The following is a 26905-nucleotide window of genomic DNA, read 5'->3' on the forward strand; positions in this document are numbered from 1 at the left end:
ACCTCAAAATCCTCCTTGTTTTTACTTCGTTTTATTATTTGCCACCACGGGTTCTTCATCTAGCTGCCGTGCGATTTTGTCTTGAACCGTAATGCCGTCAGCTTCCAATTTTTCGATTGCTTCCGCAAATTGCGGCAAATGTGCTTTATGCGCAATAAATAGTTCATCCATCACTCGTTTTGCCGTTTCTCCCGAACGAACCAATGGATTGATTGTGAATGCTTGCAATGCCGTCCCATAGTCTCCCGTCACTGCGGCTTCAATCGTCACCAGTTCCATATTCTTCATTAACTGCAACCAACCTCGTTCTGCTGGCGGCAAAGAACCAAAGGCAACGTTTCTCGCACCTTGTCCTCCTACATAAGCCGTCACTTCAACTACACAATCTGCCGGTAAATCAGGAATTGCGCCATCATTTTTTGTTGACACGACAATTTGGGTCTCTTTGTTTCCATAAATAGATGCGATGGTTTCACAAGCTGCATCTGAATAATAGGCGCCTCCGCGTTTTTGCAGTTGCTCTGGTTTATGATCTAAATTTGGATCTTTATAAAGTTCAAAAAGTTCTGCTTCGGTCTCTTTCACCTGTTGCGCCCGAGTACCGATCGTTTGATATTCCTCTAAAGCATGAGCCAGCATTTCTTCTTCTCGATAATAATAACGATGGTACCCACAAGGAATCATTTCCATCTGCAGCAATTGTTCTTTAAAAAATGGAATATCAAAAATATTTTTTGGCAGTCCATTGTCTTCTGCATAAAGCTGATCGATTAATTGTTTTGTTAAATCATTGCCTTTTTTATCCGCCACTTTATGCCAATGGAAATGATTCAATCCAGCAAACTTATAAATCAACTCTTCTTTTGGCTGCTTTAACATTTCCGGTTCCGTCATCATTGCCATCACCGGCACGTTACACAACCCGATCACTCGCTCCCATTTTCCGTAGCGCACAACTGCTTCTGTGACCATCCCGCTAGGATTGGCAAAATTAATCAACCAGGCATTCGGACAAAGACGTTTCATGTCTTCGACGATTTCTAAAATCACCGGAATTGTACGAAAAGCTTTGAACATTCCCCCAGCACCGTTTGTTTCTTGACCGATTATGCCGTAATAAGCCGGAATACGTTCGTCTTTTACTCGGGCATCCAACTGCCCCACCCGAAATTGTGTCGTAACAAAATCCGCATCTTTTAATGCTTCTTCTCGATTCAACGTGCAGTAAATAGTGACATCATAAGGAGAAGCATCCCACATACGTTGCGCCATTTCACCGACGATTGCTAATTTTTCTCGTCCTGCTTCAACATCCACCAGCCAAATTTCACGAATCGGTAGTTCTTCATATCGCTTAATAAAGCCTTCCATTAATTCCGGGGTATAGCTGCTACCGCCGCCAATCGTTGCAATTTTGATTCCAGTCATTCCATCGCCTCCGTTGAATTATTTACATTTTTATTATCTCGTTTGTAAATTCTTAAAACAAGATTAAACCGCTTTTATCAAAACCAATTTACATATTTTCGTTTCTTTTCGTAAAATTATGTAAATACGATTTACAAATTACAAAAAAATTTTGCTAGCACTTTAAAATACGCTATGATAGATTTACATAAATTAATTATTATTTGTAAAAAGGAGTGAAGAGATGCTAGTCAGTGAAAAGATAAAGCAAACGGATTTTTCTACCGCAGAATCGGCAGTGATTACCTATATTTTGAACCATTCCGAAAATTTGGCCGATAAGACCATCAAAGAAATTGCACAAGCAACCTTCGTTCATCCTTCTACCCTAATTCGAATCGCAAAAAAATTAGGTTTTGCCGGTTGGATTGAGTTGCGGGATGTCTACTTGACGGAACAAAATTATTTGCAGCAGCATTTTACAAAAGTAGATGCAAACTTGCCTTTTTCCGCAACAGATGGGCTTTTAACGATTGCCAATAAACTAGCAGTCTTAGAAAAAACGACGATTGATGACACCCTGAGTTTATTGACTCACGATGAACTGCAGCAGGCCAAACAATTTTTATTAAAAGCTACCACCATAAAAATTTTTGCCAGCAACGCCAATACACTGATCTCACAGGATTTCGCGTTAAAAATGAAACGCATCAAAAAAGAAGTTTCGATCGTCACTACTTTTGGTGAAGCTGCCTATGAAGCCTACAATTGTTCCAGCGACACGTGCGCTATTTTGATCTCTTATACCGGTGAAAACCAAATGACCTTGCAAATCGCTAATTTACTAAAGAAAAACCACGTTCCGATCATTGCTTTAACGAGTATCGGAAATAATTCCCTGACAAAAATCAGTGATACAGCTTTGCATTTAACCACTCGGGAACGTCTTTATTCTAAAATAGGTAATTTTACCATCAACACTTCCATTTGTTACTTGTTAGATGTGCTGTACAGTTGTATTTTTGCCGAAAATTATCAGCAAAATCTTCAGCATTTGGTTCAAATCGGTCAAGCCATCGACAAACGACCAATCTCTTCTACCGTTATGCAGGAAAAACCGTTGGACTCTTTGATTCATGATTCTTTTTTGCCCAATTGACAATAAAACAAACGGTCTCAAAAGATTTTTTCTTGAGAGACCGTTTAGAAATCCGTTAAATCAAAGCCGTAATCAATTCATCTCCATTACTGACGAAGGAATTCTGACTTTCTAAAATATCCAAATAATCCTCTGCGTTCGTTACGATAACCGGAGTTTCCACACTGTAGCCGGCTTGTTTGATGGCTTCCAAATCAAAGGTAATCAACGCCTGTCCTTTTTTCACATGGTCGCCTTGCTGCACATGCGCTTCAAAAAACTTTCCATTCAGTTGAACAGTATCCAAACCAATATGGATCAACAATTCCAATCCGCCGTCAGAAACTAGCCCAATGGCATGTTTCGTTGGAAACAATGTCATCACTGTACCGTCAAATGGTGCCACGACTTCGCCGGTTTTTGGATAAATCAAGATTCCTTTTCCTAAAGCCCCTTGAGCAAAGGCTTCATCTTTTGCGACCGATAAAGGAGCGATTTCTCCTTGCAGAGGTGCGCTAATCGTTTCTTTAACTGTTGTTGCCGTATTTTTAACCGAAACTTCTGCTTCCACTGCATCGTCTTTCCAGAAGAAGAAAGTCAAGACAAAACCGACAACCGAAGCAATGGCAACAGCAATTAATGAGTAGACCATTCCACTCATATCACCTGTCTCTGTGTTGACAAAACTAGGAATCCCAAAAACGCCTAATCCGCCCATTGTGAATTGCCGTGCTCCCATTGCAGCTAAGAAAGCGCCACTGATCCCTCCACCAATCATTGAGAAAATAAATGGTTTTTTCTTAGGTAAGGATAATCCATAAATCGCCGGCTCTGTTACACCACAAAGTCCGGAAATAACTGCTGGAATAACCAAGGCCTTTTCTTTCGGGTTTTTCAATTTGAAATACATTGCAAAGACTGCCGCAGTTTGAGCAAAACTTGCCCCAAAAGTACCAATTAAAGCTGTCGCAAACCCTAAGGAAGACAGTTGAATCATCGCAATTGGAATGACACTCCAATGAAGCCCGAAGATAACCAAAACTTGCCATAGCGTTCCTAGAATCAGACCAAATAAAATCGGTGAGAAATTCATCAAAGCATCAAATCCACCCGCTAACAGATTGGTCAGCAAGCTAATCACTGGTCCAATTACTAAGAACCCTAGTGGAACGGAAATCAGCAATACGAAAAAAGGAACAAAGAATGCTTGAAGCAATTCAGGCAACGTCTTTTTCGCAACCTTTTGAACCTTGCTCGCCACCCATACGACAAAAATCGCTGGAACCACTGAACTGGTGTAGTTTGTTGCTACCAAAGGAATCCCTAAAAATGTTGTGTAGACGGGACTAGCAAACAAACTGCCATTAAACAAGGTCATGATCGGTTCTCCAGCCGCCGAAAAAGCATCCAATTGCAAACTCGGATAAACTAAAGCTGCACCAATCGCTAATCCCACATATTGATTGACGTTGAATTTTTTCGCCGCCGCAACAGCCACCGCTACTGGCATGAAGTAAAACAACGCATCCCCAACACCATTCAACATCTGATAAGTACCGCTGGTGGTCGCTAAAACCCCTGTTGCTACCAATAGCGCATTGATCCCTTTAATCATCCCACTGGCAGCTAATGCGCCTAAAAACGGTTGAAACACCGAACTGATGACATCGATCAACGTATTGAAAATTCCTTGGTTTGTTTTTTCTCCCCCGTCTTCACTCATGACACCCGTCACTTCCACGACATCCTCAAAAACTGCCGGTACATGATTACCAATGACCACTTGATACTGACCGCCACTTTTCATTACGGTCACTACCCCATCCATGTTTTTCAGAATTTCATCGTTTGCTTTGCTTTCATCTTTTAACTTGAAGCGTAAGCGAGTGATACAATGTGTCAAACCATTGATATTTTCTTTTCCACCGACATTTGCTACAATTTTCTTTGCTAATTCTTGATATTTTCCCATGATTCTTCCTCCAATTTTGTTTTGATTGAAGGTTTAGCCAACTGAATGTCACTATCCAAAACGAAGCTTTTCCTGAAGCTTCATAGGCAGATGGGTTCTGCATTTTTGTTCAACAATCCTCCTTAAATTTTTTATTCTCAACGACTTTTTTGCACCAAACGGGCAATATGAATCGTTAAATACATTTTTTCGTCACTAGACATTGTGTAGGAATATTTATCTGCAAGAAATTGATCGATTTTTTCGACACAACGCAACGCATTACTGTATTTTTTTGTAACGATCTGCAACAATTCCTCTTCTACCTCGCCATCGTGGATTGTTTGGCTGGTAACTCGGGATAAAAAGAAGCGTAAATGAGTAGTAAATCGATAAAAATAAACCGACTCTTCATCAAAATCAATCTTAAAATAATAGCGAACAATATTTATAATATCCTGTAAAGTCTTGGTGAAGGCGTACATGTCTTCCTGACCTTCTTCTGTCTGACCATTCACCAAATGCAAGGCGATAAACCCAGCTTCATCTTCTGAGAGCTGCACTTGATAATATTCACTGATTTTTTCCGTTGCCTTTTTCCCAACTTGGAATTCTTTAGGAAACAACCGTTTAATATCCCAAAGCAAAATATTTGGGACTGAAATGTTGTTTTTGCTGCGTTCGATTGCTGTGTACAAGTGATCCGTCAGCGACACATAGACTGATTCATTCAAGGAGATCTCAAGAGAAGATTTTGCGTATTCAATAATTTCATCTGCCAACGCTAGATACTCAATAGGAATATCGTTTAGCAATTCCTGAAATTTCTGTGCTGTTGAGGTATTTGTCAAACGAAAGACTTTGTCGATTTTTTCTGCTGGAATCAAATCTCCGGCGCGTTTATTAAATGCCAAGCCTCTGCCCATTGCGATGATCTCGTTGTTCTCATTATCCCTTGAAACAATGACATTGTTATTTAGAATCTTTTCAATCCGCACTTTTCAAACTCCTTCCCATAAAAAAAGCCTAATTATCCTCAAAAAAAGACGAAAAAATTCGTTTTTAAGGCAATTAGGTTTAGCTTGTATTGAAACAATCACTATCCACATATTCTTATTACTTAAAATATACCGAGTTTGCGAAAGAAAGTCAATGTTTTTTAAAGCGCTTTATTTTTATGAACTATACAATCCGTGTATTATGTGTAACAACTCTATCTATTCAAGAAAACTATGGTAACATACACTAAAAAGAGGAAATCAGCCTATGTTTAAAAAATTGAAAAAGGAATTTCATGAAACGAAACAAGTAGATGAAGACTTTTTGCAATGGGTGCTTATCAGAAAATGAAACCCAAAAGGAAAAATAATCCTAGCACTAGTCCTTTGGATTCTATGGATGAGATATGCTTTTAACATAGTTTTTATGTTTAATTTTTTCAAATTTATTTTTATTATCAGCATCGTTTATGGAATGATACGTCTGGGATACAAACTATTTACCCTGTTGCATAAATCAACAAAAAATAAGTTTTAGGAAAATGAAACCTTGATCTAGTTATTCTTTTTTGTTTTCCTTTCGTTCCCGTTCCCTTTCAATACGTTTGAGATTTTGTTCTCGTAAATACAATTCAGAATTTGCGTTCCGATTAAATGAATCTCCACCTAAAAAGCGTATGTTCCTAAAAAGTGCAGCAATTTTTTTTACTATGTTCCCCATAGCCCTCTCCCTCCGATCAGAATAGTAATACACTGTATATCTTCTATTTTATCATTTAATGTCCATCTTACTAATTAATCCGTTTGATTTCACAAAAATCAAAGATATTTTTGATGACAGGCAGGTTTTAAAAACTTTTCCTCATTCAAGTATCCGTTTTGACGAACGCATCAGACAAAAAAATAGTCCTAATAAAACATTGAGAATGAGCATTTTCCAAAAAAGAGAGTTGATTTTCTACGTGATAGAAGGAGAGCTGGTGTTCATGTTGCAAGTAATCAACGTAAAAATGGACTATGTGAACCGGTTAAAGAATTTATTTAACATTTATCAACCGGATAAACCCGACTGATTTATACCTATAGAGAATTATTGTGAAAAAATCAAAAAGCAACGAAGCAAGATTACTTGATATGCTTCGTTGCTCATAAAATCATCCATCTTCTAATTAAAAAAGTAATTTTATTTATGATTACTCGTGTCATTAGCTTGTTTTTTTAACTCTTCTTTTATTTCTTTTAAACTATTTAAAACTTTAATCATAAAGATAAAAAGAGAGATACCTAGAATGAGTTTTCCCACACCCAAAATATAACTGAGGACCATAGCTATTTCTACTATCATTTCAATCCTCCTTCCGATATTTTATAAGTTATATTCTAACCAAAACTTATCACTTCCGACGCTAAAGTATAGTATAGGTATTTAGTTGATGTACCAGAAGGTAATCCTAAACCAGGTGCAATGTTTCATTGCCCTTTTATTCCACCATAACACGAAATCGCTTTCTTTAAAATATTTTTTTGATTTTTTGAATAGTAGTATTAATTTTATTTATATGACACTATACGATAACGATTCAATGGAAATAGACAATTAATTTTTATCTGTAGCTAAGACAAGTTAGGATCAAAAAACGTGCACTACTCCAAAAATAATCAAGACCCTCTCCTTCATTCATTTCCCATCGCCCAAACTTAAAAAGACTGTAGACCTAAGCCAACCCACAGCTTTGTCTACAGTCTTTTCCCTTATGTTATTTCTTTAGATAGGTTTTCAAACGATTGATTTCATCTTCACTGACTTGATGGTCACCGTCCAACAATAGAAAATGGACATTGGAAAAAGATTTTTCCAATTGTTGTGACAATGCCAACGCTTCTCCCGGTAAGCTGATAGAATCTTGCGCACCACTTGTCAACAAAAGCTGTGTCGAAGCTGCTGTCGTTTCGAATTGATAGACGAAATTACTTGGATGAAGTAAAATAACCGTATCAGCAAGTTCAGGCTGCTTTTCCAACAAGCCTAAAACAAAATTAGCACCATTAGAATAACCGATGAAAATGATTCGTTCTTTTTTGGTTACGGTTGGCCATTCTTCTTCAAGAAATTCTGTCACTCGTTTTTCAAAATCAACCCGATCCAATTTTCCATCGACTAATTGTGCAAAGAATCGACGTTCCTGACCCGTTTTTTCAGTTCCCAAATAGCTCAGTACACTGGCATCCGGAAATAAAGCCGCGATTGTCGACAGCAGTTGGTATTCATTGCCGCCGGTTCCATGAAAGGCAACGACTAGCGTGTCATCTTGCCCTTGTTGAAAAAATTTTTCCATAATAACCTCCTAAGAGAAAGGATTTTTTAAATGAATGCACGCATCCATCATATCTCCATTTTAAATCGATTTATTCAACCGACGTTTGATTTTTATCATAATATACTTGGCTTAAAATTACTAATGAAAACGATCAATCAAGATGATCACACCATGTATCATCTCTTTTTTTCCGATAACCAAGAACGGATTGGTACAGAACTGACTTTTTTTGAAGTCCGTGAAGGGGAAGATCATAAATTTGGAACCAATAATATCGAACGGGTAGTTATGAAGGTCCCCTCCGAAGAATCCCTGACTTTCTGGGAGGCGCGATTGGAAGCTGCCGGCATTTGCCATTACGGTATCGAAACGTTCAATGGTCGCCCACTCTTGCGTTTTGAAGCCCCGGATGACACACAAATTTCCCTCACACCACTCAGAGAATTTGAAAAAGCCGATGATTTCTATCCCTTTGCAGATACCGACGTACCAGTGGAACATGCGATTTTGGGAATTGATGCAATCCAACTGCGTGGGCAATACCCAGCCGCCACAGAAAAAGAATTAACGAATCTTTTAGGTTGGCACCAACAAAAGCAAACGACTTTTTTTGACACAAATACAGAAGTCACCATTTTGGATAATCAAGAGACGACTTTCTATCAAGAAGTTCATTTGATCCACGATATCCATAGCCCATTAGCAGAACTTGGTATCGGCGGCATCCATCACGTTGCCTTCGGAGTCAAAGATGAAAAACGGCTGCGGGAATTGGACGAACAATTAAATCAACGAAATTTTCTAAATTCTGGTATCAAACATCGCGAATTTTTTACCTCCCTTTATTTCCGGGAACCAAATCGAATGCTGATTGAAATTGCTACGGAGGAAGGAAGTCTTGATCCTTCCGCTTATGAAAACCAAAGCAGGTTTTTTGAAGAGATTCCTTTGTATCTGCCCCACTTTTTAGCGGGCGAACGAGAAAGCATTGAACAAATTTTAGAGAATCAACAGCACGATCACGATGCGTAACAAAAAAGTTCGAAAAACTGTCCAGTTTGAGACAGTTTTTCGAACTTTTTTATTTGGTCGCTGCTGAAAAATAGGTTTGTGCAGCGGCTTTTTTTAAACGATTCATGTATGCAGCACCCAAGCCGGTTTCTGGAAAAACTTCAACAAAAATTACATCTAATCCCAAGCGAGGTTCATCCAACGCCCGCAATCCGGCAAATAAACCTTTTGCGGCGGCCTCAACTGTGTCTTTCGGAAACATAAAAACTGCGGCAGCTTCAAAACGCATTTTTTCTGAAATTTGCGGTCCAGCGATCACTCCTGCACGAATTTGTTTATCCTTCACCCAATCTAAAACGACTTGCCAGTCTGCGGATTTTACCATCATGACTGATGTATCCGGTGAATAATGTTTGTATTTCATTCCCGGTGCTTTCGGGGTCTCCGATTCTTTAACCAAATGCTTATCTAATAAAATCGTTGTCTGCAACTTGGCTTCTAATTCTTCTTTCGTGATCGCACCCGGACGCAAAATCACCGGTGAAGTTGTTGGATCACTTAAATCAAGTACCGTTGATTCAACCCCAATGGCAGTCGCTCCGTCTTCTAAAATTCCTGCAATTTTCCCTTTCAGATCATGGAAAACATGTTCACTAGTAGTGGGGCTAGGTTTTCCTGACGTATTTGCGCTCGGGCCAACGATTGGTACACCCGCCTGCTCAATCAATGAAAGTGTTTTTTTATTTGCAGGCATACGAAATGCCGCTGTGGATAACCCTCCCGTCACAACAGTTGGTAACTGTCCTTTTTTGATGGAGAAAATCAACGTTAACGGACCTGGCCAATACATTTCAACGATTTTTTCTGCTAAAGGATGTATTTTATCCACAAATGGAAGCACTTGCTGAAAATCTTTCACGTGAACGATCAGTGGATTGTCGCTAGGGCGTCCTTTAACTTTGAAAACCTGCTGGACAGCTTCTGGCAAAAGAGCGTTAGCCCCCAGTCCATACACCGTTTCAGTTGGAAAAGCAATTAGTTCTCCATCTTTAATTTTTTGTGCCGCTTCCGCAATATCCGTCCACTCATAGCATTTTGTTTCCACAGTTTATTCACAGCCTTTCTCAATAAAATGATTAAGTTTTCAACATTCCTCAATTAGTTATTCACATTTTGTGGATAACTAATTTGTCAAGTGTGCATAACCCTGTTGACAACTTTTAAACTTGTGTAACTACCAGTCTTAACCTGTTTTTTTAATGTGAAACATTTTAAAAAAATTTTTTTCCACATGTTGGCCTTTAGGAGACAAAAATCATCCGATCTTTCCCAGACATATCTTGAAGAATTTTCACTTTCTTTTCTGAAAAAGCTTTCTCAAAAATCTTTTTAACTGCGGGTCCTTGTTGAAAACCGATTTCTAAAAAAATCTTGCCTTCTGGATGAAGTTTTTTCTTTCCTTCTGCGGCAATTTTTTGGTAGAGAGCCAAACCGTTTTCCTCGGCGAACAAAGCCATTTTCGGTTCGAAAGTCCGAACACTTTCATCCATCAGTCCCCATTCTTCGGTACTGATATATGGAGGATTGGAAATTAAAATATCTATTTTTTCTTCGACAGGTGCCAAGGTATCCCCTAAACGAAAATCGATCACAGCACCTAAATTTGTCGCATTTTCTTTCGCCACAGTAAGTGCTTCAGGAGAAAGATCAACTGCAATCATTTGCCAGTCAGGACAAGCCAACTTTAAACTGATTGCAATGGCTCCTGTTCCAGTTCCTACATCAACAACAAGTTGTTTTTCTTTCCCGCTTTCCTTCAAACATTCCGCCACCAGCTCTTCTGTTTCTGGTCGAGGAATCAGTGTTGCTGGTGTCACTTTGAAGCGATGTCCGTAAAAATCCGCATAGCCCAACAAATAATGCGGAGGATGATTTGCCAGCAATGCCGTTAAATCTTGCTGGATCAGCTCTTCCTCTTCTGTAGAAATTGTTTGATTCATTGCCAGTAACCAGTCCATTTTCGTCCATTTTTTTCGTTCCAAAAACAAAAATTGAATGGCGTAGCCTTCTTTTCCCTGAGATTCTAAAAAAGAAGAAGCCCGGTTCAGGACTTCTCGATACGTTTTTTTAACCATTTTGAATTTCTTCCAATTTTGAGGTTTGATCGTAAAGAATCAACGCATCAACGATTTCATCTAATTTACCTGCAAGAATTTGATCCAATTTTTGGATAGTCAAGCCAATTCGATGATCGGTCACCCGATTTTGCGGAAAATTATAGGTACGAATCCGTTCCGAGCGATCTCCAGTTCCAACAGCTGATTTACGAGTTGCATCGTATTCGCTTTGTGCTTCGTGGGAAATTTGATCATATACCCGTGCCCGCAATACTTTCATGGCTTTTTCCCGATTTTTTAATTGTGAACGTTCGTCCTGCATCGCAACTACGATACCGGTAGGAATATGGGTCAGTCGAACCGCTGATGCCGTTTTGTTGACGTGCTGTCCACCAGCACCGGATGCGTGGTAAATATCGATCCGGATATCTTTGTCGTCAAGTTCCGCGTCTACTTCTTCTGCTTCCGGCATAACGACCACGGTTGCAGTAGAGGTGTGAATACGTCCTTGCGATTCTGTTGAAGGAACCCGTTGGACCCGATGCGCACCGCTTTCGTATTTTAATTTTGAATACACGTTGCTGCCGGAAATCATCATGATTACTTCTTTGTACCCGCCGATTCCTGTGATGTTGGCATCCATGACTTCAACTTTCCAGCCTTGGCTTTCTGCATATTTTTGATACATAGTAAATAAATCACCAGCAAAAAGTGCTGCTTCATCGCCGCCTGCTGCACCACGGATTTCCATGATAATATTTTTGTCATCATTGGGATCTTTTGGCAACAATAAAATTTTGATGCGGTCTTCGATAACTTCTTTTTCTTTTTTTAGATCGGATAATTCTTCTTTCGCCATTTCAGCCATATCCGCGTCCAAGCTTTCCCCTAGCAGTTCTTCTGTATCCTTGATTCCTTGGACTACTTCTTTGTAGCGACGATAAACTTCCACGGTTTCACGGGTATTTGCTTCTTCTTTTGAAAGCTCCATGAAGCGCTTGGTATCGGAAATTACCGCTGGGTCGCTCAATAGTTCGCCTAATTCTTCGTAGCGATCTTCAATCGCCTGCAATTGATCGTACATGCCTGTTCTCCTTCTTATTTGATTTCAGGATGGAAATAATGGTGACGACAAACTGGGTAATAGGCCTCATTGCCCCCAATTTGAACTTGGTCTCCTTCATAGATTGGTTTTCCATCAATATAGTGCAGATTCATTGTGGCTTTTTTATGACAAAACCAACAGATTGTTTTCATTTCTTCAATTTTATCGGCATACAGCAGCAAATATTTTGAGCCTTCAAACAGCTCATTACGGAAGTCATTTTTTAACCCAAAGGCCATGACTGGAATATTCAGATCATCTACTACCTTTGTAAGATCCAGCACGTGCTTTTTCATTAAAAATTGCGCTTCATCAATCAAAATACAATAAGGTTTGAAGGGTAAATCGCAAATAACTTGAAAAATATCGGTTTCCTCAAAAATCGGAATCGCTTCTCGCTCCAAGCCAATGCGACTGGATACATTGCCGATTCCAGAACGTGTATCGACACCGCTAGTCATGATTACCACGGGTTTGTCTTGTTCTTCGTAATTATGAGCAACCTTCAAAATTTCAATTGTCTTTCCACTGTTCATTGTACCGTATTTAAAAAATAATTGTGCCATATTCCGCCCTCCGCTTTCCTTTGGTATTATAGCGGAAAATCGAAGTTTTTTACAGTCCTAAATTCAAGGTAGATGGGAGAAAGGGCAAGACAGCATTCACTTTGATTGAAATTGCTGATAGATTTTATCTAATTGCCGTTGGTTTTTTATAAGGATTGTTTTTGTCGGATACTGGTTCTTGATTGCTGTAAAGTGGTTGCGTTTTTCTGCTGTTCTTCCTTCATACAACACCCACCATAAAAAAGCAGCATCTACTTTTTCGATGCAGCCGGCTGCCATATCTGGACGAACTTTCCCTCGATAGTTAATGCCCCGGGCAAGAATTCTTCGTAAGGAGGTCCATCTTGAAAAGGTCAAAATATAAATCTGATCCGCTTGTTTTAAACGCTCCTGTTGCAAAAAGTTATTGTAATTGCCTTCAATGAGCCAGTCTTCCTTTGTTAAAAAATCCCTCACAATTGTTCTTGCTTCTTCTTTGTCTCGCTCTTGCCAATCCTGAACAAAATTGACCGCGTCAAGATGAAGGAGAGGAAGATTTCTTTTTTCAGAAATAAACCGCGCCAACGTTGACTTTCCACTGCCGGAATATCCTAGAATCGCTAGTTTCATGATAAAACCTCCTTCCTTTTGCTTCTGCCGCTTTTTTTCAGCGAGAACTCATTGCTTGTCCTTTGTCTCCCAAACAATCGTGGCGATTGCTTTTTCTTTGTCTTGGGCTTTTATTGCAGTGATAGTTGTCAGCTGGTTGTCCTCTGTGATGGCGTGATACACCGCAATGGGTTCATCTTTAGCGATTTCTTCTTCAAAGCGCATCGTCAATTTTTTAATTTGATTTTCCCGTAGTATTTCTAACGGTAAGCTGTCTAACATCCAATCATAGTAAAAGACATTGTATACATGCTGATTATAGTCTAGATGACTGTATTTTGGGAGTATCTGATAGGTTGGTGCTTCCGGTAATTGCGTTCCGTCTGTTCGTTCAAAACGATGGATTCTTTTTGAAAATTCTGCTCCAAAAGCTTCCCCGACTTCTTCGGAAATCGTATGAATCTTGCGCTTCTCCAGATTTAATAAGGATAGCGACATAAAAACTGTTCCAATAATTTCCTTTGTCTCGTTAAAAATCTCAAATTTACGGTAGATAAAAAATTTATTGTAGGTGGTTGCGTAGACTTCAATCGTAATCGTATCATTGTATTTTGGAAATTTTTCGAAGCTGCATTCAGCTTCATTGATGATCCAATTTACTCCCATGCGATCAAGATATGCCGTATCGATTCCAATCACATTACTATGTTCATAAGAAACAATGGTGCAAAGATCAAACAATCGGGAAAGTTTAATTTGTTGGAAAGCATCACTATCAGGATAATTTATCTGAAATGTTTTTGCGTATTTTTTTACCATTTTTGAAATAACCTCTTTTATTTTTAGTCTTTCCTATCATAACAAAAGACACCGAAAAATAAAATTTGAAAATAAAAAAGAACGTTGCAACTTCTTTCGTGGATGGATAGGTTCGGTTATAATATCAAAAAAAGGAGGGCTTCGTTTGACTGAAGGAATTCATTTTAGATTTTGGAATACAGTGGTTGTAAAAAAAGAGCAGCAGGTTTTGTTGATTGAACGAAACAAAGGTGATTTTTCTGGTTTTGTTCCACCGGGAGGGAAAGTTGAATTTCCTGAAACCTTTACCGATTCTGCCATCTGTGAATTGAAGGAAGAAACCGGGCTTGTGGCAAAAAGTATCACCTTGAAGGGCGTTTCTGGATTTATCAATGAAATCAAGCGGGAGCAATTTATTTTTTTAGACTACTTATGTACGGATTTTACCGGTGAATTGATTCCAAATGGAGCAGAAGGTGCGTGTCAGTGGTTTGATATAGCTGAGATTCCTAATTTAGAAATCAAATCAGATATTAAAAAACGGCTTCAACTGGTTCTGGAGGGAAAAAACTTTGAATATCAGATGTTCTGGAATGAGTTAACCCACACCTTTGAATCGGATAAATTGTTTGATTAGAAAAAGGCTGACCTAAAATTCTCTCAAGGTCAGCGTTCTTTTTATTTTTTCTGATACCTCATGTAGGCTTCGATCCACTCTGTTACGGTTATTTTTTGCGCCAATTCTCCTATCAGCTTATAAGGAATATGTTTCGTATTTGTAAAGCGAATACAACTTTTGCCCATGTTTAGCTTTGTTGGTACAGCTTCTGCATACTTGGTTTGAAACCAGGTCAGCAGTTCTTTGTTACCCATCAACCCCATGTGATAAAGGGCCAAATGATTTTTTTGCGCCGCCAAAGAAAGAAAAGGCAACGGCTCATTCTTACGTCCCAAATACCCTTGTGGAAATGTACTGAGGGGAACGACAAACGTTGGCATTCCGTATTGCATTATCAATTCAAAACCTTCTGGAAGATTGGTGAGAAGGCTTTCCTTTAAGCTGAAATAACTGTCCCGCCATTTTTCCGGCAATGTTGCTTCATAAGCTGCCAGCTCCATTACTTTCCCTCCATTCTTTTTATTAGTTAGCTTTTTCTAATACTTTCGCGGTACTTTGAAGGCAGCAGTCACCTGCTCAAAACCGAGTTTAGGATAATACGCCATCGCCTCAGGTGCCGCCAGTAAAACAAGAGAAATCTTTGGACCCAAGTCTTGCTTTAATGCTGTCATTAACTTTTTTCCGATACCTTGTCGCTGATAGCTTTTATCCACGGCCAAATCAGAAATAAAGCAGCAATATGAACCATCGGAGACGCCTCTTAAAAGTCCTACAATTTGTCCATCTTGCCAAGCTGTATACAAGATAGTGGCATTATCTCGCATTCGTTTCAACCGTTGCTTGTCGTGAATCGGACGTCGGATACCGGAATTTTTAAAAACTGCACTCATTTCTTCAATAGAAATGGTTTTATTTTTCTCAATAATCAACATGTTATCTCTCCCGATGGATTCGAAACATCGCATCCGTTTTTTCATACCCAATTTTTTGATAAAATCCTTGTGCTGTTTCTTCTGATCGCAAAGTCAGCAATACTCGATTTCCCAAATACTCCTGTACCTCCGCTAACAATCGGCTGCCGATTTTTTTCCCTTGGTATTCAGGAAGAATCACCAAATCACTGATGTAACAAAAATATTCAAAGTCAGTCAAACATCGGACAAAGCCAATCAGCTGTTCCTTTTCCCATGCACTGATTGTCAACGGTGTCTCCGTCAGCATTTTTTTAAGCCGCATTTCATTTTCAATCGATTTATCAAATTCAGCCTCTTGATAGACGGCAGCAATTTGCTTAGGAGTTATTACCACATTTACTTTTATTTCAATCATAGACATCCTCCATTCTTAACTAGTTGTAAATAAAGGGAATTTTTTATACTAAAGATCAATCATTTATTTTTGTATAAACAGCTAAATCACCTAAAATCTGTTTGATGATGTTCTCTTTCTTTTGATGGTCAGTGAGTAAAACCTCATTAGTCACTCCTAGAAAATCTTTTTCATTCCACCATTTTTGTAGCTGTTCCTCGCCAAATTCCTCTTTATTTGGTTTTGTTTTATGACGTTTTACCGTTTCAGAAAAACTCAAATCAAAATAATAAACCAATGCATTCCCTTGAAAAGATTCAATCAAGGAAAACAGCATGGATTGGTAACGCCTATTGACTAAAATTCCTTCAATAATGACAACTGGGCTAACTGTTTTTCCATATTCAGCCATTTGCCGGATCAATTCAACAGATGGATTATTTTCTGTGTCGCGAACTTTCAAAATTTCTCGGCGTATAACATCTTGCGAAATCAACATGGTTCTAGCTCCTAATTTTTCTTGAAGAGATTTAGCAATCGTTGTTTTTCCGCTACCAGAATTCCCTCTTAAAACTACTAAGACACTCTCCATCGTTTCCCTCTTTCTTTTCTTTTTCCTCTTATTATAGTCGTCTCCCAAAAAAAGGATACAAAAAAACACGCCATTATCAAAAGATATGACGTGAAAAAAAGGGCCCCGTCCTTTTTCAAGAACGGGGAAGGAGTTAAAAATGAAAAGTGTTTTGGGTTGTTTGTTGGTATGTCTATAGAATAGCTGGAAAGTATGAATAAATTGTGTTCAAAAGATAAGGTTTTTTTTAAGATTATTGATAATTATTGAAAAAAGTATGGTTTTTGCTAACCGAAGGAAAAATACCGTATTTTCATTAAATTTGCTATACTGAAGGTATCGAATTTTAAGTTAGGAGAATTTCATGGACATCCGACGCTTTTTTCGGCTTTCTCTTCGTAAGGGCCGTTTTTTTCTTGCAAATAATGTATCTTCCATCCAGATTATCGTCTCGTATTATTTGATTATGACGGTGTTATCCTTGATTTTATTTTATTTGCCGGTCTTTCGCCAACCGGGAGCAGAAGCTTCCTTCATTGATATGCTCTTTATGGCGATCAGCACTGTCAGTGTGACGGGGTTAACGACATTTAATATCAACAGCGTCTTTAACGATCGCGGCATCTTGCTTTTGGAAATTTTGTTTCAAGTAGGTGGCTTAGGGATCATGATGATTTCCACCTTCTTTTTCATTGTATCCAAACGTAGGATTTCTTTGAAACAGCGGCAGTTGATCATGACTGATATGAATCAGCCGCGACTCAGCGGAATTGTGCGTTTGATTCGCATCACCTTTATTATTTTGTTAGCAGCGCAAGGAATTTTTGGAACTTTATTTTCCATTTACTTTTATGTTAGGGGATATTATACCCATTGGCGAGATGCGATTTTTTACGGCTTTTATCAAGCGATTTCCGCAGTGACCAACTCCGGCTTTGATGTGACCGGTGAATCAATTCGCCCTTTCGCAAAAGATTATTTTTTTCTAACGATGATTATGATTTTGATTTTCCTCGGTGGAATCGGGTTTCCTGTCCTGATGGATTTTCGCGAATGGTTGCAGTATCGAAGAAAGAAACGCAAAGGAATGCTGCCTTTTCGCTTCTCCTTGTTTACAAAAATCGCGGTACTGGCATTTGTCATTTTATTTCTTGGTGGAGCGCTTTTGATCTATCTTTTGGAAAACAATCATCTGTTTGCGGACATGTCTCTTAGCGGCAAATGGATCAACAGTTTTTTCTACTCCATGACCACCCGTAATGCTGGCTTGCAGATTCACGATCTGAACCAATTTCAAGTAACCACCTTGATTATTTTTTCTCTTTTGATGTTTATTGGCTGTAGTCCCAGTTCAGTAGGAGGAGGAATTCGAACGACGACGGTTGCAATCATCGGTTTATATCTTTATTCTTTTCTGAAAAGTGAAGATCATATCAACATTTTCGGTCGACGAATCAGTGAGGCAGATGTGCGAAAATCCGTGGTGGTCTTTATGCTTTCTCTCGGGATGTGTTTTTTCAGCGTGCTTTTTCTTTCCGCAATTGAAGATCAGCCCTTGATTGCAATCATCGTCGAGGTGACCTCCGCTTTTGGAACCACCGGATTGTCTTTGGGCATTACTGCCGATCTTTCTGCCACCGGTAAAATCATTATCGCAATTTTAATGTTTATTGGACGAATCGGTATGCTTTACACCCTCCTGCTTTTCGTGCCAAAAGAAACCCGGGACTTGAGCTACGAATACCCTACAGAACAGATTATCATCGGTTGACTTATGGGTTTCAGCAAAATTTCTCTAAACTTTTTTAAGGAATTGAAAAGCTGTTTCCACATTTTTTCAATCCTATGGTATGATAAGTTGATTATTTTCATTATCCAACGTTACTTACTCAATTGGAGGCAAATCATCTATGAGTTTACGCAGTCATCTGGCGGTCACCGTCGGCAAGACATCTCAATGGGTTTTAAAAACCTTTTTTAAAGGCGGGTCCAGTTATCCTGGCAAACTTGCCCTAAAGATCGATCCAAATATTTTACACCATTTTTCTGAAGATTATGAAGTGGTCGTGGTTACCGGTACAAATGGTAAAACCTTAACGACAGCCTTAACTGTCAATATTCTTCGTCAGGAATTTGACGAAGTACTGACAAATCCAACTGGCGCCAATATGGTACAAGGAATCGTGTCCACCTTTTTATCAGCAAAACCAAAAAAAGGACAAAAAAACTTTGCGGTGCTGGAGATTGATGAAGCTAGTTTAAGCAAAGTCACAGAGTATATCAAACCCAAGCTTTTTGTTTTTACAAATATTTTTCGGGATCAAATGGATCGGTATGGTGAAATTTATACCACTTACCGTTTGATTGTCGAAGGTGCGGCAAAATCACCGGAAGCAACGATTCTTTGCAATGGCGATTCACCGATTTTTAATTCCTTAGAAACGGTCAATCCGCGCAAGTATTACGGATTTGATCATCTGCCGGATGAAGAGCAAATGGCTCACTACAATACCGACGGTGTTTTATGTCCCAAGTGCCATCATATTTTACACTATCAAATGATCACCTACGCCAACCTTGGGAAATATTACTGTCCAAATTGCGGATTTCATCGTCCAGAACTTGATTACAAATTGACAAAGATGGTCTCGATGAACAACACTTCCGCTAATTTTGTCATTGACGACCACCCCTACACGATTGAAGTCGGTGGCATGTATAATGTCTACAATGCATTAGCAGCCAGCGCTGTGGCAGAATACTATCACGTTGCTCCGGAAAAAATCAAAGCCGGACTAGGTTATGATGAAAAAGTTTTTGGTAGACAGGAAATCATTGAGATTGATGGAAAACAATGTACTTTGGTTTTGGTAAAAAATCCCGTGGGTCTAAATCAAGTCATCGACATGATCGGATTATCCCCTTATCCTTTCTCTCTTGTGTGTCTTTTAAATGCCAACTATGCAGATGGAATTGATGTCAGCTGGATTTGGGATGGCAATCACGAAGCCTTTGCTGAGATGGCTATTCCAAAAGTTATCGCTGGCGGCGAACGTCATAAAGATATGGCACTGCGTTTGAAAGTTGCCGGTATCCCAGAAGAAAAATTGACGGAAACAAAAGACTTGGAGGAAGTAATCACCGATATCAAAGCTTTGCCGACAGAGCATGTCTATATTTTGGCAACATATACGGCTGTACTGCAATTACGAAAGAAATTAGCAGAAAAAGGTTATATCAAAGGGGGCATGGATCGTGGGTAAATATGAACTAACCTTGGCGCATCTTTATGGCAACTTGTTGAATACCTATGGCGACAATGGTAATCTGCTGATGCTGCAATATTTGGCAAAAAAATTAGGAATCACCATGACGACTGAGGTTGTCAGCATTCATCAACCCTTTGATCCGGAAAAATATGATTTGGTGTTTTTCGGCGGTGGTCAAGATTTTGAACAGCTGATCGTTTCTCAAGATATTCAAGAAAAAAAAGCTGACTTAACCAAATATATTGAAGACAATCGAGTGATGTTAGCAATTTGCGGCGGCTATCAATTGCTGGGGCATTATTACATGGGCGCCCACGGAGAAAAAATCGAGGGTATCGGAGCATTGGACCATTACACCCTTAGCCAGGACAACAATCGCTATATCGGTGATATCGTGATTCATAATGAAGAATACGATGAAACCTATTATGGATTTGAAAACCATAACGGTCGTACCTTTTTAGGAAAAGGGGAACGCCCATTGGGGAAAGTTGTCGAAGGTCACGGCAACAATGGCGAAGATCAATCCGAAGGTGTCATCTACAAAAATGTTTATGGCTCCTATTTTCACGGACCAATTTTAGCCCGCAATGAACAATTGGCTTATCGCTTGCTTAAAACAGCCTTAGAAAATAAATACGGCAAAGACGTAAAATTACCAACTTTATCAGAAATTGCTTAATCGCGAACGTTTACGACAAATTAGTCTGTTTGTCGTAAACGTTCTTTTTTGTAAGTGTCCTTTCTTGAAATTCCTTGCACTTCCTTCTATAACGAAAGAGAAGTAAGTGAAAAAAAGGAGCGATAGATAATGGAGATAGCTATTTTAGGCGCCCACGGAAAAATTGCACAGCTAGTCACAAAAAAATTGGTGAAGGATCCAGTGACTCAACGCTTATTTTTACGAAACGCAGCACGCCTTACAGCCCCACAAAATGGTCGGCTGATTGAAGGCGATGCTGAAAATTTAGAACAAGTAAAAGAAGCTATTGACGGTGCAACGATCGTGTATGCAAATCTTGCCGGCAAAACCATTGAAAACCAAGCAAAAACTATTGTAGAAGCCATGAAAGAAACCGGTGTAAAGCGATTGATTTGGGTTTCAACCTTAGGAATTTATGATGAAGTACCAGGAAATTTTGGTATTTGGAATCATCAAATGCTGGATGGCGGCTATTTGGAAACCTATAGTAAAGCAGCCGAACTAATTGAAAACTCCGGGTTGGACTACACGATTCTTCGTCCAGCATGGTTAACAAATAAGACGGAGGTTTCCTATGAACTAACTCAAAAAGGGGACCCTTTCAAGGGAACAGAAGTATCTCGTGAAAGCGTGGCGGATTTCATTCGTCAGTTGATTTTGCACCCTGAATCTCATCAAAGAGAATCTCTTGGAATCAATAAACCCAATACAGACGGAGATAAACCGGCATGGTATTAAAAAAAGGTTCTTGCAAATTTTGCAAGAACCTTTTTTCACACGGTTGTTACCGCTACGCCATAATGGTCACTGACAACAGGTGTTTGTTTGCCGTCAAATACGGTTTGATACGTTAAAACTTCAAAGGAAGCAGAAAGAAAAATAAAATCAATTCGCAACGCTTCAGTATTGTTTTGCCATCCATCGATTTCTTTTTCGATCGTGTGGTTTCCCTTTCGTTGCTGCGCAGTCTGGAAGGCGTCTTGCAAGGTTAATGTGCTTTCAGTCACCAAGTGATAGCCTTCGCTGTCTGCCGGATTATTGAAATCACCCATAATAACCAACAACTCTTTTCCTGTCAGAGCCTTTTCTGTTTCTCGCCATTCCTTGGCAAAGCCTTCTTGCCACCAAGAATAATGACAACTGACTAATCGCACCATCTTCCCTTCGATTTCAGTCAGTCCCGTCACCAGTTTTCTTGTGTGATAGTCCGTTTCTGCTCGACTTTGAGAAACGAAAAAATCGTTGGCAATGATTGGTTCTTTGGACAAAATCGCAGAACCTTCTTGGTAAATATCATAGCCAATGTGACTATAAGCCCAAGTCCAATAATACTCTTGATCCTGAATCTGTAACAGTTCCACTAAACGCAGGGCAAAATTATCCTCCCGAATCATCACTTCACTGTTCGTCGGGCAATAAGCCCCGTCAAGAACAGCTTCCTTTGCATCGATTCGTTGATTGACCTCCTGAAGACAAATTCCATCATACTGTTCTGCAAGAATTTGTTCTGCAAGTTGTTCCAATTTTTCTTCTGGATCTTCCTCCATCCAACTATGGGTATTTAACGTTAAAAATTTCGCCATTTCACCAAACAACCTTTCTGTCTTGCTTCTTTGTTTAGCTTAGCATTGATTGCTGCTATTGGCTAGAGTTCCACGGTACCGATTTGTTTGCCGGCTGTTTGTGGCCCCTGTTCAGTCAATTGAAGAGATTTAATCACAGCACTATTTGTAAAAGCAACGATCATAGTCGTTTGTTTGCCGGCTTGCGTGATTTTATCTAGAGCCACCTCTGCCAGTAAATCACCTGCTGCAACGGTTTGGCCCTCACTGACTTTAAGTTCAAAAGGTGCTCCTTTTAAATCCACCGTGTCGATCCCCATATGCACTAAAACTTCGAGTCCACTTTCTGTCAAAATTCCCAATGCATGCTTTGTTGGAAAAATACTTGTGATGCTGCCGTTGACGGGGGCAACGATCTTGCCATTTTCAGGCTCCACCCCAAAACCGTCTCCCATCATTTTTTGTGAAAAAACAGGGTCATTAACTGCCGTGATTGGGAATACATTTCCTGTTGCAACGCTCACAAATGTTTCTGTGATTCCTTTGTAGTCATCCGTTGCTGTTTCTACCCCTGTCTCTGAAAAAACAGCTTTTGGAATTTCAACTCCGGATTCTAAAGTGTCTTGAATATCCGATTTTAAAATATCTGCTTTTGGTCCATAAACGGCTTGCACCCCATTGTCTTTTACCAATACGCCCATCGCTCCAGCGTTTTTCCATTCTGCTTCGCCGCCAACTTTTTCTCGATCCTTGACACTGACCCGTAAACGCGTCATGCAGGCATCAACGTCTGTAATATTTTCCCGGCCGCCTAACAAATTAATAATTTTTACAATTTGATCGTTGGGATCAAGAGTTCCTGTTTTTCTATCAGTTGTGGGAGTTGTTTCCGGTGCATCTGTTTCATAATTGCCGTTTCTTCCCGGTGTAGCAAAATTAAATTTCTTAATCAAAAAATTAGCCAAAAAGTACATCAACACGCCAAATACGAGAGTAACCCAGACAAAGTTCACCAAATCCATTCCCAGTCCCGCTTTAAGTGCCATCGGGGTTCGTGTCAACAATTCAATATTCCCGAAAGAATGCACCCGCAAATTAACAATATCTGCCATCGCAAAGGCTGCACCTTGAATGACAGCGTACACGGCATAAAGTGGTACTGCTGCAAACATAAACATAAATTCCAACGGTTCTGTCACACCAGTTAAAAAGACAGCCAGTGCTGCTGAAAAATACATTGATTTGTACCGATCTTTTTTATCAGGATCAACATTGCGATACATTGCTGCCGCCAAGCCCATCAAAATACCAGATGCCCCAATCATTTGTCCAACTTTAAAACGGGCAGGTGTCCAATTGCCTAAAACGTGTTGGTATTGACTAAGGTCACCGGCATCTTTCAAATTCACCAAATCCGTTGCCCATGCTAGCCAAAGAGGATCTTGTCCAAAGACCTGCGTTCCTGCTTGCGCACCAGAAAGAATCGTGTAGGCGCCTCCCAATTCTGTATAGTTGATAGGAATTGTTAACATGTGATGCAAACCAAATGGCAACAGCAAGCGTTCCAATGTACCATATAAAAACGGCGCTAAAACTGGTGCAGATTCTTGTGATTGCGCAATCCACAAACCGAAATTATTAATTCCGGCTTGAATGACCGGCCAAACAAGTGCTAAAACTAATGAAACAAGCACCGAACGAAAAATAACGACAAAGGGAACAAATCGTTTGCCATTAAAAAAGGACAACGCTTCCGGTAATTTGCGGAAATTATAATATTTATTGTAGGCAGTGGCTCCAACAAATCCCGCAATAATCCCGACAAATACGCCCATGTTCAAAGCTGGCGCTTCTAAAACGCTGGTGAAAAATCCGTCTACCATAATTTTTGTTCCCAATAATGTGTGGGTAAATGCTTTTTCATCGGCAAGCATTGCACTGGTTACGCCAAAGATCGAACCGGTGATTCGGTTAATCAAAATAAATGATAGCCCGGCAGCAAACGCACCGCCTGCCCGTTCCTTCGCCCAGCTTCCACCGATTGCCAGTGCAAACAGAACATGCAAATTACCAATAACTGCCCAACCGATATTTTCAATAACGCCACCTGTTGTAATCAAAAATCCCAGATCCGGATTGATCATCGGAATCGTTTTTCCAATACTGATCATTAATCCAGCAGCCGGCATTACTGCAATTACAACCATCAGGGCTTTCCCAAATTTCTGCCAAAATTCAAAGCTCAATAATTTTTTCATCTTTCTATCTCCTTTTTTATGTAGCAAGTTTTCACGTCAGCCATCGGCACTATCATTATTCAGCAACAAGCAGAACAAAAAGGCTTTTATTAACGCAATCGGTTTCGTTATGTTTTTCATTATAGTCAGAAAGGTTGCGTTTGTAAACCACAAATAAATTGTTTTTCCTTTTCACTCTTTTTCCATTTGTTTCGGCTACCATCAACAAAAGACTCGTGACATTTCTCCTTTTTCCAAAAAAAATTCTATTTTGCAACGATTCTTCTTGACTAATGCAATCGATTGCGTTTACTATTAGGTGGAAGAACGAAGTCTATTGGAGGGAAAATAAATGAAACAAATCCAACGCCTTTTTGCTATTGATCCTTGGAAAATCGCAACCACCACTTTAAGTAAAGATCACCGCCGCTTGCAAGAATCTTTGACCAGTATCGGTAATGGGTACATGGGCATGCGGGGAAATTTTGAAGAAAGCTACAGTGGTGACCATCACCTTGGCACCTATCTTGCCGGTGTTTGGTATCCTGATAAAACCCGCGTCGGTTGGTGGAAAAACGGGTATCCGGAATATTTCGGCAAAGTCATCAACGCAGTTAATTTTATTAAGATGGATCTTTTCGTCAACGATCAAAAAATCGATTTAAATCAACTGCCCCATCGTGATTTTTATTTGGAATTGGACATGCAGACAGGTATTTTGTCACGATCCTTTACCGTAGATGTTGACGGTGCAACCATCAAATTCAGCTTTGAACGCTTTTTAAGCATCGTTAAAAAAGAATTAGCTTTGATACGGTTAACAGCAGAAGTGCTTGCCGGGGAAGCTGACATCACCGTTCTTTCTCAGCTTGACAGCAATGTTCGTAACGAAGACAGCAACTATGACGAACTGTTTTGGGAAGCCCTTGATAGCGGAACGACGGAGGATATGAGTCATTTGACCATCCGAACAATCCCAAATAACTTTGGCATTGAACGCTTTACTGTGACTGCTGCAATGAAACATTCTCTTTTAAGTGAAGAAACAACAACGGAAACTCTCGGCATCACGGATCGTTTTAATTTCCACGCCGCTGCCGGCGAAACAATCACTTTAGATAAAAAAGTCATTTTACTGACCAGCCGTGATGTTCCAGAACAACAAACAGCAATGGCTGCGGAGTTATTTTCAACCTATTCGGAATCCTACGAAGAATTAAAAGCCGAACAAATTGATGCGTGGAAAAAACGTTGGGCATTGGCCGATGTAACAATCGAGGGCAATCCTGCAGCGCAGCAAGGCATCCGTTTTAATTTATTCCAACTCTTCTCCACGTATTACGGCGAAGATGAACGTTTGAACATTGGACCAAAAGGATTTACTGGTGAAAAATACGGCGGTGCAACCTATTGGGACACAGAAGCCTATGCTGTTCCTTTGTATTTAGCTTTGGCAAAACCGGAAGTTTCGTTGAATCTTTTGAAATACCGTCACAATCAATTACCGGAAGCCCATCACAATGCGCAACAACAGGGATTAAAAGGAGCGCTTTATCCCATGGTCACCTTTACCGGTGTCGAGTGCCACAACGAATGGGAAATCACCTTTGAAGAAATTCATCGAAACGGTGCGATTGCTTATGCCATTTATAATTACACGAACTACACAGGTGACACAACGTATTTAAAAACAGAAGGCTTAGAAGTATTGACAGAAATCGCCCGCTTCTGGGCTGATCGGGTCCATTACTCTAAACGCAATAAAAAATATATGATTCATGGCGTGACCGGACCAAATGAATATGAAAACAACATCAACAATAACTGGTACACCAACACGATTGCAACATGGGTTCTCAGCTATACCTTAGAAAATTATCGTCGTTTCAAAGAAAGTGCGACGGTGTCGATTTCTGAAGCTGAACAAGAAAAATGGCAAGATATTATCGACAACATGTACTTCCCAGAAAATAAGGAATTAGGAATCTTCGTCCAACACGATACTTTCCTAGATAAAGACCTAATGCCAGTTTCTGATCTTGACCCTGCTCAATTACCATTGAATCAAAACTGGTCATGGGATCGCATCTTGCGTTCTTGTTTTATCAAACAGGCAGATGTGCTGCAAGGAATTTATTTCTTCCAAGATCAGTTTACAGAAGAACAAAAGCGCAATAACTTTAATTTCTACGAACCAATGACTGTTCATGAATCTTCCCTTTCTGCCAGCGTTCACGCCATTTTAGCGGCGGAGCTGGGAATGGAGGAAAAAGCGTTGGAAATGTACGAACGGACAGCTCGTTTAGATTTAGACAATTACAATAACGATACGGAGGATGGACTGCATATTACTTCAATGACCGGCAGCTGGTTAGCAATCGTGCAAGGATTTGCACAAATGAAAACCGATCATGAAACCTTGCGTTTCGCACCATTCTTGCCTAAGACTTGGGACAGCTATGCCTTTCACATCAACTATCGCGGACGACTGATCGCCATTAATGTGAACAAAGAGACCGTTCGCTTGTCACTGGTTTCCGGCGAACCGATCGCCTTATCTCTCTACGATGAACCAGTTACCTTAACAGCTGAACTTACTGTAGCGATTCCTGAATAAAAAGAAAGCGGAGATTTCCTCC

Annotated in this window: 25 protein-coding genes; 8 read left to right on the forward strand and 17 right to left on the reverse strand. The window is 39.7% G+C overall.

Annotation, left to right across the window (positions count from 1 at the left end; all coding sequences use genetic code 11):
• Nucleotides 1-21 precede the first annotated feature (21 nt).
• The gene (locus BAU16_RS07300) at nt 22-1428 is read right to left on the reverse strand and encodes a 6-phospho-beta-glucosidase (RefSeq protein WP_161526815.1); all 1407 of its coding nucleotides are present in this window, start codon (nt 1426-1428) and stop codon (nt 22-24) included.
• Nucleotides 1429-1651: 223 nt separating this feature from the next.
• Here BAU16_RS07300 and BAU16_RS07305 point away from each other — a divergent pair, with 223 nt between their 5' ends.
• Nucleotides 1652-2566: a MurR/RpiR family transcriptional regulator gene (locus tag BAU16_RS07305; RefSeq protein WP_161526816.1), complete on the forward strand. Its 915-nt coding sequence runs from the start codon at nt 1652-1654 to the stop codon at nt 2564-2566.
• 55 nt (nt 2567-2621) lie between these two features.
• On the opposite strand, the gene BAU16_RS07310 is transcribed toward BAU16_RS07305, so the two are convergent.
• From BAU16_RS07310 to BAU16_RS07325, 4 genes are all read right to left on the reverse strand, one after another.
• Nucleotides 2622-4517, reverse strand: a complete 1896-nt coding sequence (locus BAU16_RS07310; RefSeq protein WP_048603913.1) for a beta-glucoside-specific PTS transporter subunit IIABC — start codon at nt 4515-4517, stop codon at nt 2622-2624.
• A gap of 137 nt (nt 4518-4654) precedes the next feature.
• A complete protein-coding gene (gene licT, locus BAU16_RS07315; protein ID WP_048603912.1) occupies nt 4655-5494 on the reverse strand; it encodes a BglG family transcription antiterminator LicT in 840 nt (279 codons plus the stop codon).
• A gap of 1183 nt (nt 5495-6677) precedes the next feature.
• A complete protein-coding gene (locus BAU16_RS07320) occupies nt 6678-6839 on the reverse strand; it encodes a hypothetical protein (protein WP_156171203.1) in 162 nt (53 codons plus the stop codon).
• A 412-nt stretch (nt 6840-7251) separates the two neighbouring features.
• Nucleotides 7252-7830 (reverse strand): alpha/beta hydrolase, encoded by a 579-nt coding sequence (locus BAU16_RS07325; protein WP_161526817.1) that lies wholly within the window; start codon nt 7828-7830, stop codon nt 7252-7254.
• A 30-nt stretch (nt 7831-7860) separates the two neighbouring features.
• On the opposite strand from BAU16_RS07325, the gene BAU16_RS07330 reads away from it, so the two are divergent.
• Complete coding sequence (locus BAU16_RS07330) at nt 7861-8844, forward strand: VOC family protein (RefSeq protein ID WP_161526818.1); 984 nt, start codon at nt 7861-7863, stop codon at nt 8842-8844.
• Between the two features lie 49 nt (nt 8845-8893).
• On the opposite strand, the gene BAU16_RS07335 is transcribed toward BAU16_RS07330, so the two are convergent.
• The 6 genes from BAU16_RS07335 to BAU16_RS07360 all read right to left on the reverse strand — a co-directional run bounded on the left by BAU16_RS07335 (nt 8894) and on the right by BAU16_RS07360 (nt 14018).
• Nucleotides 8894-9928, reverse strand: a complete 1035-nt coding sequence (locus BAU16_RS07335; RefSeq protein ID WP_161526819.1) for an L-threonylcarbamoyladenylate synthase — start codon at nt 9926-9928, stop codon at nt 8894-8896.
• Nucleotides 9929-10124: 196 nt separating this feature from the next.
• Complete coding sequence (prmC, locus tag BAU16_RS07340) at nt 10125-10958, reverse strand: peptide chain release factor N(5)-glutamine methyltransferase (RefSeq protein WP_161526820.1); 834 nt, start codon at nt 10956-10958, stop codon at nt 10125-10127.
• A complete protein-coding gene (gene prfA, locus BAU16_RS07345) occupies nt 10951-12024 on the reverse strand; it encodes a peptide chain release factor 1 (protein ID WP_048603906.1) in 1074 nt (357 codons plus the stop codon). The genes prmC and prfA overlap by 8 nt, the downstream gene beginning before the upstream one ends.
• Before the next feature lie 14 nt (nt 12025-12038).
• Nucleotides 12039-12611 carry a thymidine kinase gene (locus BAU16_RS07350; RefSeq protein ID WP_161526821.1) on the reverse strand — a complete coding sequence of 191 codons (573 nt, stop codon included), beginning with the start codon at nt 12609-12611 and terminating at the stop codon, nt 12039-12041.
• Nucleotides 12612-12707: 96 nt separating this feature from the next.
• The gene (locus BAU16_RS07355) at nt 12708-13220 is read right to left on the reverse strand and encodes a DNA topology modulation protein FlaR (protein WP_137605361.1); all 513 of its coding nucleotides are present in this window, start codon (nt 13218-13220) and stop codon (nt 12708-12710) included.
• A gap of 48 nt (nt 13221-13268) precedes the next feature.
• Nucleotides 13269-14018: an acyl-[acyl-carrier-protein] thioesterase gene (locus BAU16_RS07360; protein WP_161526822.1), complete on the reverse strand. Its 750-nt coding sequence runs from the start codon at nt 14016-14018 to the stop codon at nt 13269-13271.
• Nucleotides 14019-14163: 145 nt separating this feature from the next.
• Between BAU16_RS07360 and BAU16_RS07365 the strand changes: the two genes are divergently transcribed.
• The gene (locus BAU16_RS07365) at nt 14164-14634 is read left to right on the forward strand and encodes an NUDIX domain-containing protein (protein WP_161526823.1); all 471 of its coding nucleotides are present in this window, start codon (nt 14164-14166) and stop codon (nt 14632-14634) included.
• Nucleotides 14635-14675: 41 nt separating this feature from the next.
• Here the strand turns inward: BAU16_RS07365 and BAU16_RS07370 are convergent, their stop codons facing one another.
• From BAU16_RS07370 to BAU16_RS07385, 4 genes are read right to left on the reverse strand one after another with little or no spacing between them, the layout of a single operon-like run.
• On the reverse strand, nt 14676-15116 hold the full coding sequence (locus tag BAU16_RS07370; RefSeq protein WP_048603901.1) for a DUF1801 domain-containing protein: 441 nt from the start codon (nt 15114-15116) through the stop codon (nt 14676-14678).
• 36 nt (nt 15117-15152) lie between these two features.
• The gene (locus BAU16_RS07375) at nt 15153-15548 is read right to left on the reverse strand and encodes a GNAT family N-acetyltransferase (protein WP_048603900.1); all 396 of its coding nucleotides are present in this window, start codon (nt 15546-15548) and stop codon (nt 15153-15155) included.
• Nucleotide 15549: 1 nt separating this feature from the next.
• On the reverse strand, nt 15550-15945 hold the full coding sequence (locus BAU16_RS07380; RefSeq protein WP_161526824.1) for a GNAT family N-acetyltransferase: 396 nt from the start codon (nt 15943-15945) through the stop codon (nt 15550-15552).
• 55 nt (nt 15946-16000) lie between these two features.
• Nucleotides 16001-16585: a kinase gene (locus BAU16_RS07385; protein WP_272927843.1), complete on the reverse strand. Its 585-nt coding sequence runs from the start codon at nt 16583-16585 to the stop codon at nt 16001-16003.
• 274 nt (nt 16586-16859) lie between these two features.
• Here BAU16_RS07385 and BAU16_RS07390 point away from each other — a divergent pair, with 274 nt between their 5' ends.
• From BAU16_RS07390 to BAU16_RS07405, 4 genes are all read left to right on the forward strand, one after another.
• Nucleotides 16860-18266 carry a TrkH family potassium uptake protein gene (locus tag BAU16_RS07390; protein WP_137605367.1) on the forward strand — a complete coding sequence of 469 codons (1407 nt, stop codon included), beginning with the start codon at nt 16860-16862 and terminating at the stop codon, nt 18264-18266.
• Between the two features lie 139 nt (nt 18267-18405).
• Nucleotides 18406-19758, forward strand: a complete 1353-nt coding sequence (locus BAU16_RS07395) for a Mur ligase family protein (RefSeq protein ID WP_161526825.1) — start codon at nt 18406-18408, stop codon at nt 19756-19758.
• A complete protein-coding gene (locus BAU16_RS07400) occupies nt 19751-20446 on the forward strand; it encodes a type 1 glutamine amidotransferase (RefSeq protein ID WP_048603895.1) in 696 nt (231 codons plus the stop codon). Before BAU16_RS07395 ends, BAU16_RS07400 begins: the two co-directional genes overlap by 8 nt.
• A gap of 126 nt (nt 20447-20572) precedes the next feature.
• On the forward strand, nt 20573-21205 hold the full coding sequence (locus BAU16_RS07405; RefSeq protein WP_171000812.1) for an SDR family oxidoreductase: 633 nt from the start codon (nt 20573-20575) through the stop codon (nt 21203-21205).
• Between the two features lie 35 nt (nt 21206-21240).
• On the opposite strand, the gene BAU16_RS07410 is transcribed toward BAU16_RS07405, so the two are convergent.
• Nucleotides 21241-22050: an endonuclease/exonuclease/phosphatase family protein gene (locus BAU16_RS07410; RefSeq protein WP_161526826.1), complete on the reverse strand. Its 810-nt coding sequence runs from the start codon at nt 22048-22050 to the stop codon at nt 21241-21243.
• Nucleotides 22051-22112: 62 nt separating this feature from the next.
• Complete coding sequence (locus tag BAU16_RS07415) at nt 22113-24287, reverse strand: PTS transporter subunit IIBC (RefSeq protein WP_161526827.1); 2175 nt, start codon at nt 24285-24287, stop codon at nt 22113-22115.
• Between the two features lie 331 nt (nt 24288-24618).
• Here BAU16_RS07415 and BAU16_RS07420 point away from each other — a divergent pair, with 331 nt between their 5' ends.
• The gene (locus tag BAU16_RS07420; protein WP_161526828.1) at nt 24619-26883 is read left to right on the forward strand and encodes a glycoside hydrolase family 65 protein; all 2265 of its coding nucleotides are present in this window, start codon (nt 24619-24621) and stop codon (nt 26881-26883) included.
• The last annotated feature ends 22 nt before the right edge of the window (nt 26884-26905 follow it).

The sequence above is a fragment of the Enterococcus sp. JM9B genome (genome assembly GCF_009933265.1).
GTDB lineage: Bacteria > Bacillota > Bacilli > Lactobacillales > Enterococcaceae > Enterococcus_C > Enterococcus_C songbeiensis.